The organism is Pseudomonas matsuisoli (assembly GCF_014647635.1).
Taxonomy (GTDB): domain Bacteria; phylum Pseudomonadota; class Gammaproteobacteria; order Pseudomonadales; family Pseudomonadaceae; genus Pseudomonas_P; species Pseudomonas_P matsuisoli.
Map to the genome: position 1 here is coordinate 13,242 of NZ_BMPO01000010.1, position 14,995 is coordinate 28,236.

16 protein-coding genes are annotated in these 14,995 nt (G+C 60.0%); 6 read left to right on the forward strand and 10 right to left on the reverse strand.

Going from position 1 to position 14,995, the window contains the following annotated elements; genetic code table 11:
• Window positions 1-131: 131 nt before the first annotated feature.
• The 4 genes from IEY47_RS18360 to IEY47_RS18375 all read right to left on the reverse strand — a co-directional run bounded on the left by IEY47_RS18360 (window position 132) and on the right by IEY47_RS18375 (window position 2,133).
• Entirely contained in the window at window positions 132-947 is an 816-nt protein-coding gene (locus IEY47_RS18360) for a M48 family metallopeptidase (RefSeq protein ID WP_188985391.1), read from the reverse strand.
• 98 nt (window positions 948-1,045) lie between these two features.
• On the reverse strand, window positions 1,046-1,660 hold the full coding sequence (locus tag IEY47_RS18365; RefSeq protein ID WP_188985393.1) for an SOS response-associated peptidase: 615 nt from the start codon (window positions 1,658-1,660) through the stop codon (window positions 1,046-1,048).
• 30 nt (window positions 1,661-1,690) lie between these two features.
• On the reverse strand, window positions 1,691-1,951 hold the full coding sequence (locus tag IEY47_RS18370) for a putative signal transducing protein (protein ID WP_188985620.1): 261 nt from the start codon (window positions 1,949-1,951) through the stop codon (window positions 1,691-1,693).
• The gene (locus IEY47_RS18375) at window positions 1,951-2,133 is read right to left on the reverse strand and encodes a CPXCG motif-containing cysteine-rich protein (RefSeq protein ID WP_188985395.1); all 183 of its coding nucleotides are present in this window, start codon (window positions 2,131-2,133) and stop codon (window positions 1,951-1,953) included. The genes IEY47_RS18370 and IEY47_RS18375 overlap by 1 nt, the downstream gene beginning before the upstream one ends.
• A gap of 106 nt (window positions 2,134-2,239) precedes the next feature.
• On the opposite strand from IEY47_RS18375, the gene IEY47_RS18380 reads away from it, so the two are divergent.
• A complete protein-coding gene (locus IEY47_RS18380; protein WP_188985397.1) occupies window positions 2,240-3,403 on the forward strand; it encodes a 1-acyl-sn-glycerol-3-phosphate acyltransferase in 1,164 nt (387 codons plus the stop codon).
• A 221-nt stretch (window positions 3,404-3,624) separates the two neighbouring features.
• On the opposite strand, the gene IEY47_RS18385 is transcribed toward IEY47_RS18380, so the two are convergent.
• The 4 genes from IEY47_RS18385 to IEY47_RS18400 form a co-directional block, all read right to left on the reverse strand.
• Window positions 3,625-4,215 carry a YajG family lipoprotein gene (locus IEY47_RS18385; RefSeq protein ID WP_188985399.1) on the reverse strand — a complete coding sequence of 197 codons (591 nt, stop codon included), beginning with the start codon at window positions 4,213-4,215 and terminating at the stop codon, window positions 3,625-3,627.
• A 269-nt stretch (window positions 4,216-4,484) separates the two neighbouring features.
• A complete protein-coding gene (gene mqo / locus IEY47_RS18390) occupies window positions 4,485-6,047 on the reverse strand; it encodes a malate dehydrogenase (quinone) (protein ID WP_268240493.1) in 1,563 nt (520 codons plus the stop codon).
• Between the two features lie 276 nt (window positions 6,048-6,323).
• Window positions 6,324-6,617 carry a PA4642 family protein gene (locus IEY47_RS18395; protein WP_188985401.1) on the reverse strand — a complete coding sequence of 98 codons (294 nt, stop codon included), beginning with the start codon at window positions 6,615-6,617 and terminating at the stop codon, window positions 6,324-6,326.
• Between the two features lie 121 nt (window positions 6,618-6,738).
• Window positions 6,739-7,296, reverse strand: coding sequence for a hypoxanthine-guanine phosphoribosyltransferase (locus IEY47_RS18400; RefSeq protein ID WP_188985403.1), 558 nt, complete (start codon window positions 7,294-7,296; stop codon window positions 6,739-6,741).
• A 188-nt stretch (window positions 7,297-7,484) separates the two neighbouring features.
• Between IEY47_RS18400 and upp the strand changes: the two genes are divergently transcribed.
• Window positions 7,485-8,123 carry a uracil phosphoribosyltransferase gene (gene upp, locus IEY47_RS18405; RefSeq protein WP_188985405.1) on the forward strand — a complete coding sequence of 213 codons (639 nt, stop codon included), beginning with the start codon at window positions 7,485-7,487 and terminating at the stop codon, window positions 8,121-8,123.
• 2 nt (window positions 8,124-8,125) lie between these two features.
• Complete coding sequence (locus tag IEY47_RS18410) at window positions 8,126-9,388, forward strand: uracil-xanthine permease family protein (RefSeq protein ID WP_188985407.1); 1,263 nt, start codon at window positions 8,126-8,128, stop codon at window positions 9,386-9,388.
• A gap of 323 nt (window positions 9,389-9,711) precedes the next feature.
• Here the strand turns inward: IEY47_RS18410 and IEY47_RS18415 are convergent, their stop codons facing one another.
• A complete protein-coding gene (locus IEY47_RS18415) occupies window positions 9,712-10,740 on the reverse strand; it encodes a ferrochelatase (RefSeq protein WP_188985409.1) in 1,029 nt (342 codons plus the stop codon).
• Window positions 10,741-10,749: 9 nt separating this feature from the next.
• The gene (locus IEY47_RS18420; RefSeq protein ID WP_188985411.1) at window positions 10,750-11,646 is read right to left on the reverse strand and encodes a TIGR01777 family oxidoreductase; all 897 of its coding nucleotides are present in this window, start codon (window positions 11,644-11,646) and stop codon (window positions 10,750-10,752) included.
• Between the two features lie 284 nt (window positions 11,647-11,930).
• Here IEY47_RS18420 and IEY47_RS18425 point away from each other — a divergent pair, with 284 nt between their 5' ends.
• The 3 genes from IEY47_RS18425 (at window position 11,931) to IEY47_RS18435 (ending at window position 14,990) form a co-directional block, all read left to right on the forward strand.
• Window positions 11,931-12,914, forward strand: coding sequence for an NAD(P)/FAD-dependent oxidoreductase (locus IEY47_RS18425; RefSeq protein WP_188985413.1), 984 nt, complete (start codon window positions 11,931-11,933; stop codon window positions 12,912-12,914).
• A gap of 181 nt (window positions 12,915-13,095) precedes the next feature.
• Window positions 13,096-14,064: a YbgA family protein gene (locus IEY47_RS18430; protein WP_188985415.1), complete on the forward strand. Its 969-nt coding sequence runs from the start codon at window positions 13,096-13,098 to the stop codon at window positions 14,062-14,064.
• Entirely contained in the window at window positions 14,061-14,990 is a 930-nt protein-coding gene (locus IEY47_RS18435) for a MerR family transcriptional regulator (protein WP_188985417.1), read from the forward strand. The genes IEY47_RS18430 and IEY47_RS18435 overlap by 4 nt, the downstream gene beginning before the upstream one ends.
• The last annotated feature ends 5 nt before the right edge of the window (window positions 14,991-14,995 follow it).

Sequence of the window (14,995 nt, forward strand, 5' to 3'; positions counted from 1 at the left end):
TGGGCTCCTACAGGGTTGGCTGCTTTTGTAGGAGCCCACTTGTGGGCGATCGCTTTTAGCCACAGACCAAGGCCCCAACAAAAAAGCCACGGCGAGCTTACCGTGGCTTGATCAACACACCTTAACGCGACCTACCCTTTCTTCGCCTGCTCATACAGCGGCATCACCTTGGGAATTGCTGCCTGCAACGCTTGTGTCCTCGACTCTGACGACGGGTGCGTGCTCATGAACTCCGGCGGGGAGCTTTCGTTGGCCTGCGCCATTTTTTGCCAGAGTGTCAGCGCGGCGTTGGGGTTGTAACCACCGCGCGCAGAGAGCTCGAGCCCGATCAGATCGGCTTCATTCTCGTTGGAGCGGCTATTAGGCAGCGTCATCAGATATTGGACGCCGGTATTCGCCAATTGCAGGCCTCCTGCGCCGACACCGAACGCAGCGCCAAGCTGAGTCGCCATCTGCACACCGTACGCTTTGGACATTGCCTCGCGTCCGTGCTCGCGCAGCGCGTGAGCGATCTCATGCCCCATGACTGCGGCAATCTCGTCATCGGTGAGTTTCAGCTTCTCGACCAGACCGCTATAGAAAATGATCTTGCCGCCAGGCCCGCAGTTGGCATTGAGCTCGTCACTGTCGATGACGTTGACGTCCCACGCCCATTGCGCTGCATCGGGGCGGAATGACGTGGCTTGCGGAATGAGACGATTGGCAACGCCCTGTACGCGTTTGGCGATCGCGCTGTTCTTGTCCAGCACGCCTTTACCGGAGGCTTCCGACAGCGTCTTCTGGTAGGACTCGGCGTACATCTGGTTGACCTGATCGGTCGACAGCATGCTGAACATGTACTGCTTGCGATCGACGCCGACCGCACCGCCACTGGTCGTGTTGACCGCCTGGCACCCTGCCAGGACAACGGCCGCCACCAGGGCGGAAATGGATAGTGTTTTTTTCATGGCGCCTCTCCGCAAAAACTGCGTCGTATCCTAGGGTCAGTCGCAGCCCGGTCGCAAGCCACGCGGCGCCAACCAGAGCACGATTAGTAAAGGAGCCCTCACGCCGGGGTCAGGCACTCAGGAGCATCCAATTTAGGGTCGTTGACGAACGTCGCCAGCGCGCGCTCCCGAAGCTGGGGCCCGGCTTGCGCCAAAATCTCGCGGATTCGCGATAGCGGCGTCTCGGCGTCCAGCCACTCATTGAGCACGTTGCCATCCAGCAGAATCGGTCGCCGCAAGGTGGCGGCCGCCTGGGTGATGACTGCGGCGCTGTAGTAATCCTGCCCATAGGCGGGATAGCACTCCCAAATCGCAGCCAGATATTGGATGCTGCCTTCGCTGGTGATCCAGTAAGGGCGTTTGCGAACACCGCGCCACTCGTAGAAGCCGTTGGCCGGTATGGCACAACGTCGGAGACCAAAGGCCTCGCGGAACATCGGCTGCTCTTCCACCGTTTCGGCGCGAGCATGTGCAGGTGTTCGGGAAAAATCGGTCATCCACGCGGGCGTCAGCCCCCAGCGCGCCTGGAGCAGTTCCCGTTGCGAGCCGGCGGACTTCATAACCAGAATCTGTGCGCCAGGCGCAATGCTCCAATGCGGGTCCAGACCGACGGGAAAACCGGGAAGCGCCGCGAACGCGGCATCCCAACGAAACAGGGCGAAACGACCACACATGCAGAACAACCAGATGGGCAATGACAGTAATCAGCAGAGCAGTTCGCCTGGAAAGCTATCGGGCTCTTCGTACTGCTGAGGCTCCGCGGCATTGTACGTGTCGATCAGGATTCGCGCCCGGTCCGCGCGCTCGTCATCAACATGGATGCCCAATAAGCCGGCCACCGGTAGTTCGCCAACGGCGCCAATCAGGTGCCGACCCGACAAGTGGGCATCGATCCCCTCGGCTTCCAGCATCCCCACCAGCATTTCCGCTTCCAATAGATCCCGCGGCTCATAGACGCGGCGCATCATTCGTCTTCCCGGCGCACGTCGAGGGCCCATTCCAGACCGTCGCTACGCAAATCGAACACGATGGGCCGGCAGCAAACGGGACAATCTTCGATGTATTGCTGATCACCCCCTGACAGATCCAGGACGGCTTCCACCGGCTCACCGCAATAGGGGCACTCATAATCCTGTGTTTCGAGCATGGCGGACCTCGCGAGTCAGTTGGAATATAATCCCCGCCCCGCTCGCCAGTGGCATAGCCAAAGGCGGCTGGAAGCGACTGCAATCCTATTCATCACAGAGAGCACGATGGACGAATTCGAAGCCATCCGACCCTACGCGGACGACGAAGTTGCCGGTGTCATCGACCGACTGCTAAACGACCCTGCGTTCATCAACGTCATTACCCGGTTCCGCTTTCCCCACTATGCGGATCGCTTAGGTTGGGTGCTCAAGCCATTGGTGAAGCTTCGCCTGCGCCAGAAATTCGGCTCGACCCGTACTGTCGATGCCATGCAGCTCAAAATCGAACCTTACATCGACCGCTCCATCGATCACGCCACTGACGGCGTAACGTTCAGTGGCGTCGATCGTTTGAATCCACAGAGCCCCTATCTGTTCCTGGCGAACCACCGGGATATCGTGATGGATCCTGCGTTCGTTAACTTCGCGGTGTTCCACGGAGGCCTGCAAACGCCGCGGATCGCCATTGGCGACAACCTGCTGCAGAAGCCTTTCGTCAGCGACCTCATGCGGGTCAACAAGAGCTTCATCGTTCGCCGCTCGCTACCGAGCCGCAAGGAAAAGCTCGCGGCGTACCAGCTGCTTTCGGCCTACATCAATCACTCCCTGCGCAACGATGGCGCGTCGATATGGATTGCACAGGCCGAAGGCCGGGCGAAGGACGGCGACGATCGCACCGATTCGGCGATCCTCAAGATGTTCCACATGAGCCGCAAGGAAGAGCCGTTCGCTGATCTCGTCAGAGCGCTACGCATCGTGCCGGTGTGCATCAGCTACGAGTACGACCCGTGCGATGCCGCCAAGGCGCGTGAGCTCTACACGCGTGCAACGACCGGTGGCTACTCCAAAGCGCCGGGCGAAGACGACACCAGCATTGCGCTTGGCATCACCGGCTACAAAGGCCGTGTACACATCGCGTTTTGCGATCGCATTGATGGCGAATTTCCTGATGCGAAACTGCTGGCGCAGGAGGTGGACCGGCGGATCCTTTCGAATTATCGGCTGTTTCCGGTCAACTACCTGGCCTATGCCTTGTGGGATGCGCAGGATGCGGAAATCGAAGTACCCGTGGCAACGACACTGTTCACGGAGACTGAGCTCGATAAAGCGCGTCAGGAATGGCAGCGCCGGTTGGAGGCATGCCCGGCAGAACACCGCCCCTACCTCATCCTGCAGTACGCGATGCCGGTGCGTAACTACTACCGCGTCAAAGCCGGCCTACCGCTGTAGTGACGGTCGCGTGGCTCGACGCGCGTATTCCTACACCCAACCGTAGGGCGGATAGCCGCGCAATGGCGTAACCCCCCGCTCTCCCCGTTTCCGCTCTAGTTCGACCGAACGCGGTAACGAGTGGAAGCCCTTCGGGATTCCCCCCTACGACGCCCGATAACTAAAAAAAAACCCCGCTAGGCGAGTGTGCCAGCGGGGTTTTCCATGTCGGCGCGAGGCGGTTAGCGAGACTGGAGCATCTCGCCAATCGTTGGATCACGGAACATCCGCGTCAACGCATCGCTAAGCACATCGCTCACCAGCTTCGTGTTCGTTTCCACGTTCGGCGCCATGCCGAAGCGCTGGTTGAGAGAGGCGCCATAGCGACCGGTGTACTGACGGCCTGACGGGCTACGCAGCTCGGCACGGAGCGTGGCGCTAATGTCCGCAGACGTGACGTAATTGCTTTCCTTGGGCGACTGATACTTCGTCTCTGCCAGCACGACGGTCAGCTGTGGGACATTACCTCCGCCTTGAGTCGGTGTGAAGCCTAGCAGCCGCACCGCCGCTTCGGACTGCGCTTGCAGCTTTGGCAGGACGTTCTCGGCCGGTACGACGATGTTGCTGGTGTCGGCGTATAACCCACCACGCGTTCCCAGCACCGGCGACGAACGCCCGTCGACGACCTTGACGACCACGGGCTGGCCTTGACCGACCGCTGTAAGACTGCCGTTGAGCTTTGGGGTCGGGCTGAGCTGCTGAGGGCTGAGAGCACAACCGGACAGAGCCACGATAGATACCGCGGTAAGACCGAGCAACAGACGTTTCAGCATGCTGTCATTCTCCAAACTTGATGGGCGCAGGGAGTATACCTGCGCGAATTTAACGACCTATCACTTCTGGTACGTACCAGACAGCGACGTTAATAAGCAGACAACAACCTAAAATCAATGGACCAGATGCTTACCGCAAAGCATGTAGGCGTTTGTATGTAGGAGCCCATTTATGGGCGATCTGCGATCTAAAAGCATCGCCCATAAATGGGCTCCTACAAAGGACGCGCGCTCCACCCGACATTGGGCATAACGCACGCCTTTCAGATTCAGGCGAAGCTGACCTCGGCCTGCGGCAGCGCTGGCGTGACGCCAAGCACATTCGAAGCCTCGGTGCTGACCTTGTGATACAGGTCGCCATCGGCCTGGAGCGCTTTCTCGCGTGCAGGGAAGATCTCAGCGAGCTTGCTCGCCCAGCCTTCCGAGCGCGCTTTTTCACCGAAGCAGCGCTCGATCAGGTCGAGCATGATGGAGACCGTTACCGAGGCACCGGGTGAGGCGCCCAGAAGCGCGGCGATGGAACCGTCCCCAGCGGAGACCAGCTCGGTACCGAACTGCAACACACCGCCTTTCTTCGCATCCTTCTTGATGATCTGCACGCGCTGTCCAGCAACTTCGAGGCGCCAGTCTTCTTTGCGCAACGTCGGGTAGAACGTGCGCAGCGCCTCGAGGCGCTGATCCATGGACTGCATGACTTCCTTGATCAGGTAGCGCGTGAGGTCCATGTTGTCGCGCGCAACCGACAGCATCGGCTTGAGGTTGGCCGCGCGTACGGACTTGGGCAGATCCATGATCGAGCCATGCTTGAGGAACTTGGTGGTGAAGCCAGCGTAGGGCCCGAACAGCAGCGACTTCTTGCCGTCGACGACACGGGTATCGAGGTGCGGAACCGACATCGGCGGCGCGCCTACCGGCGCCTGTGCGTAGACCTTCGCCTGATGCTGCGAAACCACCTCCGGGTTGTCGCAACGTAGCCATTGGCCACTGACCGGAAAACCGCCGAACCCTTTACCTTCGGGGATGCCGGACATCTGCAGCAGCGGCAGTGCGCCACCACCGGCACCGAGGAATACGAACTTGGCATGGACGTTACGGGACGCGCCCGTGCGCTCGTCTTTGATGCTCACGATCCAGCCATCGCCTTCCCGGTCGAGATCGACCACGCGCTGGTTGTAGCGGACATTGGCACCGGAGCGAGAATCCAAATAGCCCAGCAGCTGATTGGTCAGCGCACCGAAGTTGACGTCGGTTCCATTCAGGCAGCGGGTCGCGGCAAGAGGCGTCGCGTCGTTATCGCGGCCCTTCATCATCAGCGGCATCCACTGCTTCATCACCTCACGATCTTCGGTGTACTCCATCTGCGCGAATGCGTGATGCTGGCTCAGCGTGGCCTGACGCTTGCGCAGGAAATCGACGTCCTTACCGTGGACGAAGCTCATATGCGGCACGCTGGCGATGAAGTTGGTCGCATCACCGAACCCTTCACGCCCGACCATGTACGCCCAGAATTGCTTCGAAACTTCGAACTGGCTGTTGATGTGAACGGCTTTCTTGATGTCGATGCTGCCATCGGACAATTGCGGCGTGTAGTTCAGCTCGCAGAGCCCTGCGTGCCCCGTGCCGGCGTTGTTCCAGGGATTGGAGCTCTCGGCAGCATTAGACTCCCTTAATTCGACGATCTCCATGCGGACCGAAGGGTCCAGTTCCTTGAGCAGTACGGCCAGCGTCGCGCTCATAATGCCGGCTCCCACCAGCAGAACATCGACCGCTTCGTGATTGTCTTGCGCCATGTAACGCTTCTCCAAGATCTGCAGTACCAGTTCGATGGCCACGACCTCTTGAGCCGTGCATCAACGTTGAATCACTGACAGCCAGGCATCGCCTGGATTACGACGACCACCTCCGGGAGCGCCCCGGACGATGACCTCGGGTGCAATGCGACCTACCGCAGAACCCATTCCTCTCCAGTCCAGACCCTCTGGAGCACGAAACGGTTCGGGGCAAGTGAACGAGCAGGATGCTTCGGGCGGCTGCTCCGTTCGATTCTGGATGCGATATCCACGCGTTGGACAACCCCTGAGCGTGGGCGACCGCATCGCCATGGCTCATCAGGCAGCGCCTACTGCCTGACGAATCGCCGCGACATAGGGTTCGGCCTGACGTTGATCCTGGATCAGCGCCACGAAGTCGTTGCCGTTGGCGTCCTTGGCTTCGAGGTCGTAGCCGGCCTCGACGAAGAAGGGAATGAAGCGCTCGAAATCATCGATCCGCAGGCCACGGTAGGCCTTGATCAATTTGTGCAGAGAAGGTGGCGTGTCGTCGCCAGGCTCGACGTCGAGAAAAAGCTTGATTTGCTCGTCACCGACGTCTTCGCCGATCACTTGCTTCTTGTCTTTGCGCATTGCGAATTGCCTTGTTATCCAATGCTACGGGGGCAAGCAGTTTACCCCTCTGCCCGTACGCTCTCAACGCAACTATTGGCTAAATACCCGCGCAATGGTGTCTCGTTCGTTCGGCGTTCGCTTACAGGCCCTTCACCGCATAGATGCCTGGGGCGTTACGCCAGTAACCCTTGTAATCCATGCCGTAGCCGAACACATAGCGGTCCTCGCACTCCAGGCCGATGTAATCAGCGTTCAGGTCCGGGCGCGCCTTACGGTCATGCTTTTTATCCAGAAGCACGGCGGTCAGGACGCGACTCGCACCCGCGTGGTGGCAAAAATCGATGATCGCGCCCAAGGTGTGGCCTTCATCCAGGATGTCATCGATGATCAGCACGTCGCGATCGATGAACGAAATTTCTGGCTTGGCCTTCCAGAACAGATCACCGCCGCTCGTCGCGTTGCGATAACGGGTGGCGTGCAGATAGGAAAGCTCTAGCGGAAAGTCCAGTTTCGGCAGCAACGCACCGGAGAACACCAGCCCGCCGTTCATCACGCAGAACACCACCGGATTTCGCTCCGCCAGATCGGCGTTGATCGCCACCGCCACGCGGTCAATGGCGCGGTCGACCTCGGTGTGGTCGTGCAGGCAATCGGCTTCAGCCATGACTTGACGGATATGGGCGAGATCGACGGACATGAAAGGCTCCGGTAGGGCAGATGAGTCGGGACAGATCGACGTGAAATCACGTGCATTGCGACACGGCAGCAGCCGTGGCTACGACCCGCAATAGTCTAGGCTTGCGCGATGCATTAACCTACGCCGAATTTTCCGCCGGCGCCCGCGCGGCGGCATCTTAACACCCGCTTTTGCCCCTGGAGTAAACGATGCCCACTCACGAGATCCGACACCCGCTGATCCGCCACAAACTTGGCTTGATGCGCCGTGCCGACATCAGCACGAAGAATTTTCGCGAGCTGGCCCAGGAAGTGGGTTCATTGCTGACCTATGAAGCGACCAAAGATCTGTTGTTGGAAACCTACGCCATCGAAGGTTGGTGCGGCGAGGTGCAGGTAGAGAAGATCGCGGGCAAGAAGATCACCGTCGTGCCAATCCTGCGGGCTGGCATTGGCATGCTCGATGGGGTGCTCAGCCTCATTCCAGGGGCGAAGGTCAGCGTTGTCGGGATCGCGCGCAATGAAGAGACGCTCCAGGCAGATACCTATCTCGAAAAGCTCGTCTCCGGCATGGACCAGCGCCTGGCCATGATCGTCGACCCCATGCTCGCCACCGGCGGCTCGATGATCGCGACGATCGACATGCTCAAGAAAGCCGGCAGCAAGGATATCCGCGCGCTGGTATTGGTCGCTGCGCCAGAGGGTATTGCCGCGGTCGAGAAAGCCCATCCTGACGTCACGATTTACACCGCCTCGATCGATAGCCACCTGAACGAGCATGGCTACATCGTTCCCGGCCTAGGCGATGCTGGCGACAAGATCTTCGGCACCAAGCAGAAGGACGCCTGACCATGGAGCCAGTGGTTCACGATCCGCTGTGGCGACAGGTGATTTCCGGGGCACAGATGCTGTTCGTCGCTTTTGGTGCGCTCGTACTGATGCCCTTGATCACCGGCATGGATCCCAACGTCGCGCTGTTCACAGCCGGTCTGGGCACCCTGCTCTTCCAACTGGTGACGCGCCGTCAGGTCCCGGTTTTCCTTGCCTCCAGTTTCGCCTTCATCTCACCCATCATCGTGGCGAAGGGCGAATTCGGGCTGCCCGCCGTGCTTGGCGGCGTCGTGGCGGCCGGTTTCGTCTACACCTTTCTGGGGATGGCGGTAAAACTCAAGGGCACCGGCTTCATCGACCGTCTGCTGCCACCGGTGGTCATCGCGCCCGTCATCATTTCCATTGGCTTGGGGCTATCACCCGTCGCCGCGAACATGGCAATGGGCAAGGCCGGAGACGGTAGCGCGCAACTGGTCCCCTATGGCACCGCCATGCTGATTTCCATGCCCGCGCTGCTCACCACCTTGCTCGTAGCCGTGTACGGCAAGGGCATTTTTCGGCTCGTGCCGATCCTTGCCGGCGTCGCCATGGGATACGGGTTGGCGTTCGTGTTCGATGTGGTGGATACCACCGGGATGGCCGCCGCACCATGGCTTGCGGTACCCGCCTTCGTCGCGCCGGAGTTTCACTGGGGTGCCATTCTGTTCATGGTGCCAGTGGCGCTGGCGCCAGCCATCGAACACATCGGTGGTGTTATCGCGGTGGGTGGCGTGACGGGCAAGAATTACCTCAAGCAGCCCGGCCTGCACCGTACCCTGCTCGGCGACGGTTTAGCGACCTCCTCCGCCGGCCTGCTCGGTGGCCCGCCCAATACGACTTACGCAGAAGTCACCGGCGCGGTCATGCTGACGAAGAACTACAACCCCAAGATCATGACGTGGGCGGCGGTCTTCGCCATTGTGCTCGCGTTCATCGGCAAGTTTGGCGCCGGCCTGCAGAGCATTCCGGTGCCCGTCATGGGCGGCATCCTGTGCCTACTGTTCGGCTCGATCGCAGTGGTGGGCTTGAATACGCTGATTCGGCATCAGGTCGATATGTCCGAGTCCCGCAACTTGGTGATCGTCTCGGTGACTCTGGTGTTCGGCATTGGCGGCTTGAGTGTGGGGAACGGTGAGATTGGTCTGCAGGGGATTTCCCTGTGCGGCATCGTGGCGATTGCGTTGAACCTGCTGCTGCCGGGGAACAGTCATTGGAAAAATCGCGAGTTGCATGAGGAGGAGTGATTCCACTTACTCTCAATCACGATCCTATCTGTAGGAGCCAGCTTGCTGGCGATCCGGACCCGGTCATGACCCGACCATTCGGATAGAGGCGTTTTCTAGATTGCTTCCGATGGGTTAATGCGTCGTCTGACTGTAGTTTGAATCTTCTGGCAAAAATGATTCGCCGGTAAGGGGCGCGCCCAGCGACCAGACGACGCATTGAATGCTCGGAAACAATCTCGAGACCACTTTAGGGGCACCCAGGTTAGCACCCGGTCTACGAGGCAACGATTCGTCGCGCGCAACTAGCGCCCCATTCACCGGCTTGCACTAATGCGGTTTACTCAAGCCGAAAGCGGCAATCGCCTGCACATATCCACCAACGCATCCGCCCATACCGCGTCGTCGTTCAGGCAAGGCACGAGCACCAGATCCTCTCCGCCCGCTTCGATGAATTGCTCCCGACCGCGCATACCAATTTCCTCCAGCGTTTCGATGCAGTCGGCGACGAATGCCGGGCACATCACCAGCAGTCGTTTGACGCCTTGCTTGGCCAGCTCGTCCAGGCGCGTCTCGGTATAGGGCTCGATCCACTTATCTCGACCGAGTCGCGACTGGAAAGACACGGACCACCGCCCGTCCTCCAATCCCGCGCGAGCAGCGAACGTCTCTGCCGTGCGCTGGCACTGGCTGCGATAGCAAAGTGCAAGGACTTCATCGCTGACACCAGCACTGCTCGGCGCGCGCAGGTCGTGATCCGGCGCGATTGGCTTGACGAGCTTGCGAATGTGCCGCTCGGGCAGCCCATGAAAGCTCAGCAATAGATGATCGTACCCCCCCGCCAATGCGGGGCGCGTGCTTTCCACCAGCGCGTCTAGATACGCCGGCTGATCGAAGAAAGGCGGCAACACGTGCATGTCTATCGACAGATTGTGCTCGGTAACCACACGTCGCGCCTCGACCATCGCGGTGGTTACCGTGCTATCGGCGAATTGCGGATACAGCGGTGCCAGCGTGACCTGACGAATCCCCTGTGCTGCCAGCCGAAGCAGTGCGACCTCGATGGAGGGCTCGCCATAGCGCATACTCAGCTCGACCGGCCCCTCAGTCCAGCGTGTCGCGACCTGCGTTTGCAGACGACGGCTCAACTCAATCAACGGCGACCCCTCGTCCCACCAAATCGATGCATACGCGTGCGCCGAAGCCGCCGGGCGGCGAACCAAGATCAGCGAAACCAGCAACCGCCGCAGCGGCCACGGCAAGTCGACGACGTAGGGATCCATCAAAAACTGATCGAGGTAACGACGAACGTCCTCGACTTCGGTCGACGCCGGAGAGCCAAGGTTGATGAGCAGTAAGGCGTGGTCGGACATACCTAATCCTTAGGGCGTTAACAGGTCGGCCAACGCCGCATCGAGTTCAGTGAAGCGAAAGGTGAATCCAGCTTCCTCCAGACGCCGGGGCCGCGCATTCTGGCCGCCCAGTAGCAATACCGACATCTCGCCCGCTGCTTTGACCGCGAACGCAGGCGCGTGCACGAAGGCAGGCCGGTGCACCGCTTTCGCCAGCGCCTGCGTAAAGTCGCGATTACGCACGGGGTTGGGAGCACACGCATTATACGAACCGGTCGCGCCTTCCTGCTTCAACAGAAAATCAATCGCCGCGATTTCGTCGTCGAGGTGAATCCACGGCATGAACTGCCGGCCATCGCCCAAGCGCCCGCCCAGACCCAGCTTGTAGAGCGGTACCAGTTTTTTCAGAAACCCGCCTTCGCGCGCAAGCACCAGCCCGGTACGCACATGCACGACGCGCACGCCGAACAGCGCTGCAGGTGAAGCCGTCGCCTCCCAGGTGGCGCACAGGCGTGTCGCAAAGTCAGCCCCCAGCTGCGGTGTCTCCTCGGTAACCAGTATCTCGCCACCGTCGCCGTACCAGCCCACCGCCGAACCCGAAATCAACAGCGCTGGCCGCTGGGGACGCCGTTCGAGCCAGGACACGAGTCGTTCGGTCAGCTCGATGCGACTCTGCCAGAGCTCCGCCTTACGGCTCTTCGTCCAGGGACGGTCGGCAATGGGCGCGCCCGCCAGATTGATGACCGCGTCCAACTGTAGATTCGTCAGCTCGTCCAGCGAGCTGACGCCTGTGACGGACGCGCCGCAGCGCTCGGCGACCCGCTGAGGGTCGCGGCTCAAGACCCAGACCTTGTGACCGTCTGCGACCCATTTCCGGCATAGATGCCGCCCGATCAAACCTGTACCGCCGGTCAACAGCAATTGCATGGCACTTTCCCCGCATAGAGTCGTCAGCTGTTAAAGGATTAGTCTTTGTAGGACGCGAATCGTGCATCGCAGGGTGAAACCATCTAACGAGTGAGGATCCCCCGAGAACCTGCTCGCCGAACACCGCCGGACAGCGCTAACGCCACCTTTGACACTTGTTCGCCGTGGATAGCGCACATAGCGTGATGACCCATACGCTTGAGTACGCACCACACGAACATTTTCCAAGCGGCAAAACGGTTCAGGAACAGACGGCGACCCTGCAGCCATAGGTAGAGGCCAATATGAACGCAACCATCGCCATCATCGGCGCCGGACTTGCAGGACTTTCAGCTGCCCAGGCGCTACAAGCAGCCGGGCAGCCCGTACAGCTGTTCGACAAAAGCCGCGGCAGCGGCGGTCGCATGGCCAGTAAGCGCAACGACTTCGTCACGCTCGACCTAGGCGCTCAGTATTTCACGGCGCGGGACCGGCGTTTTGCCGAGACCGTCCAGCAATGGCGGGAAAGCGGGTGGGTCGCTGAGTGGACCCCTACGCTTTATCAGCTCGACGACGGGGTTCTTAGCCCCTCTCCCGACGAGCAGGTACGCTGGGTCGGTACGCCACGTATGAGTGCAATCACTCGCGGACTGCTGCGCGATGTGCCGGTCAAGTTCTCTTGCCGTATCACCGAGGTATTTAAGGGTGACGAGCACTGGATGCTGCAAGACGCCGAGGGCGAGAGCTACGGGCCGTTCAGCCACGTCATCATCGCCATTCCTGCACCACAAGCCACGACGTTGCTGTCCGCGGCACCGACACTGGCCAGCACTGCAGCGGGGGTCATCATGGAGCCGACCTGGGCGGTCGCGTTAGGGTTCGATGAGCCACTCGCAACGCGCATCGAAGGCTGTTTCGTGCACGACGAACCGCTGGATTGGCTTGCTCGCGATCGCAGCAAACCTGGCCGAGATTGCAAGCTGGATACATGGGTACTGCACGCCGCGAGTGCATGGACACGCAAACATCTGGATACGCCCAAGGACCAGGTCATCGAACACCTGTACGGCGCGTTCGCGGAACTGATTGGCTGCGTGGTACCCGCACCTAGCTTCGCCATCGCACACCGCTGGCTCTACGCCCGTCCGGCGGGAGCTCACCAATGGGGCGCATTGGCGGACGCGGACCTTGGCCTGTACGCCTGTGGGGATTGGTGTCTCGCCGGTCGCGTGGAAGGCGCATGGCTCAGCGGGCAGGATGCAGCGCGGCGTTTGCTGGACCATCTGTGACGTAAGGCGTGCACAACTGTAGGGTGGATGGCCGAAGCCATCCACCGCTTGCATGCTGTCGTATGAACGCCCGCTCTCCAACCCCCCCCCCAGAAATGTTCTGATCTGGAAAACCAATGCACCACGCCATCTGTCAAACTTGTACAGCATTTAGAATCTGTACAAGTTACAGGAGGCTTCCGTGTCCCAGCCGTCAACCCTTCGCCCGAAACCGAAACTCGCCATCAGCGCCTGTCTGCTGGGAGACGAAGTGCGCTTCAATGGTGGACACAAACGGTCGCATCGCTGCCAGGATTTGGAACAATATTTCGAGTTCGTTCGGGTATGTCCCGAGGTTGCCATCGGGTTGGGCACGCCGCGAGAAGCCATTCGCTTGGTGGGAGACCCCGCGCGTCCGCGGGCGAAGAATTCCAGCGATCAAACCCACGACTACACCGATGCGCTCGCGAAGTACGGCAAGCGGATGGCGGACGAACTGGAGGACATCTGTGGCTACATCCTCATGCAGAAATCGCCGTCCTGCGGGCTGGAACGGGTAAAGGTCTATCAGGATGACGGATTGCCCGCCGAGACCAATGGACAAGGCATCTATACCCACGAGATTCAGGTGCAGCGCCCTAACTTGCCGCTGGAAGAAGACGGTCGATTGAACGACCCGGTACTGCGCGAAAACTTCATCACGCGTGTCTACGCGTATCACGAATGGCAAACGCTGCTTGCTTCCGGGCTTAGTCACAGGGCCCTTCTGGCCTATCACGCCCGTTACAAATACCAGTTGATGGCGCACAACCCTGAGCAATACCGAGAACTTGGCCGTCTACTCGGCAGCCAGTTGACGGGAGAGCAGCTTGTCAATGTCGCAACGCTGTATTTCAGCCGGCTCATGCACGCGCTGAAACGCTGCGCGACACGCGGTACGCACACCAATGTCTTGCAGCATTTGAGCGGCTACTTGAAGCGCGTGCTGGATGCAGATGAGCGTGAAGAGATGCAGGACGTGATCGCCCAATACCGCGAGGGCATCGTGCCACTCATCGTTCCTATGACGTTGCTTAAGCACCATTTTCGGCGTCATCCGGACCCATACGTTGCCAATCAGGCTTACCTACAACCCCATCCAGAACCCTTGAGCCTGCGTAACGCCATATGAGCGACACAGAACACGACGAAACCACCGACTTCACTCAAGCGTTGGCCGAAGGCTGGCTGCCGATCCGCGAGGTCGCCAAGCGCACCGGCGTAAACCCAGTCACGTTGCGCGCCTGGGAACGGCGCTACGGCCTGATCGTGCCCAAACGAACCCCGAAAGGACATCGCCTGTACTCATCTGAGCATATTGCGCGCATCCAATCGATTTTGGCTTGGCTCAATAGAGGCGTATCGGTAGGCCAGGTCAAGCGACTCCTCGACGACGGCAGTGCTGGCTCGCGAACGCTAGAAAGCGACTGGGGCACCTTGCTCTCCGAGTTCATCGCCGCCACCGAGAAACTCTCGGAACGTCGCCTCGAAGACCTGTTCAACCGTGCTACCCGGCTTTATCCGCCGGTAACCCTCTACCAACGGTTACTGTCACCACTTCTTCGCCGCTTGGATGAGCGCTGGAAGACGCAGCCCGGCGCGACGCTGGAGCGCGTATTTTTCCTGGGCTGGTTGCGAACGAAGCTTGGAAGCCGCCTATACACCCAGGACCGAGAAACGAAGAAGCCGCCCGTGCTCATTTGCAATGTGGGCAGCTTACCGATGGAACCTGGCGTTTGGCTCAGTGCGTGGCTTGCCGCGAACAACGGCCTCTCCTCCGAAATACTGGAATGGCCTATGCCTGTGACCGACTTGATGCTTGCGATCGAGCGCCTCTCCCCCAGCGCAGTCCTGCTCTATTCCAGTCAAGCATTGGACGCTGGACAGTTGGAGCGTACGTTGCCGCGCACGGCGGCCATCTGCCCGGTGCCGTTGGTATTGGCTGGCGCAGTCACCCATATCTATCGCAGTGAGCTGCTGGAGGTGCCTAAGTTGCTATTGGCATCCGATCCCGTCGAAGCGCTTGCCTGCCTCCAATCGAACGCAATTCAGAACTGAGGTCA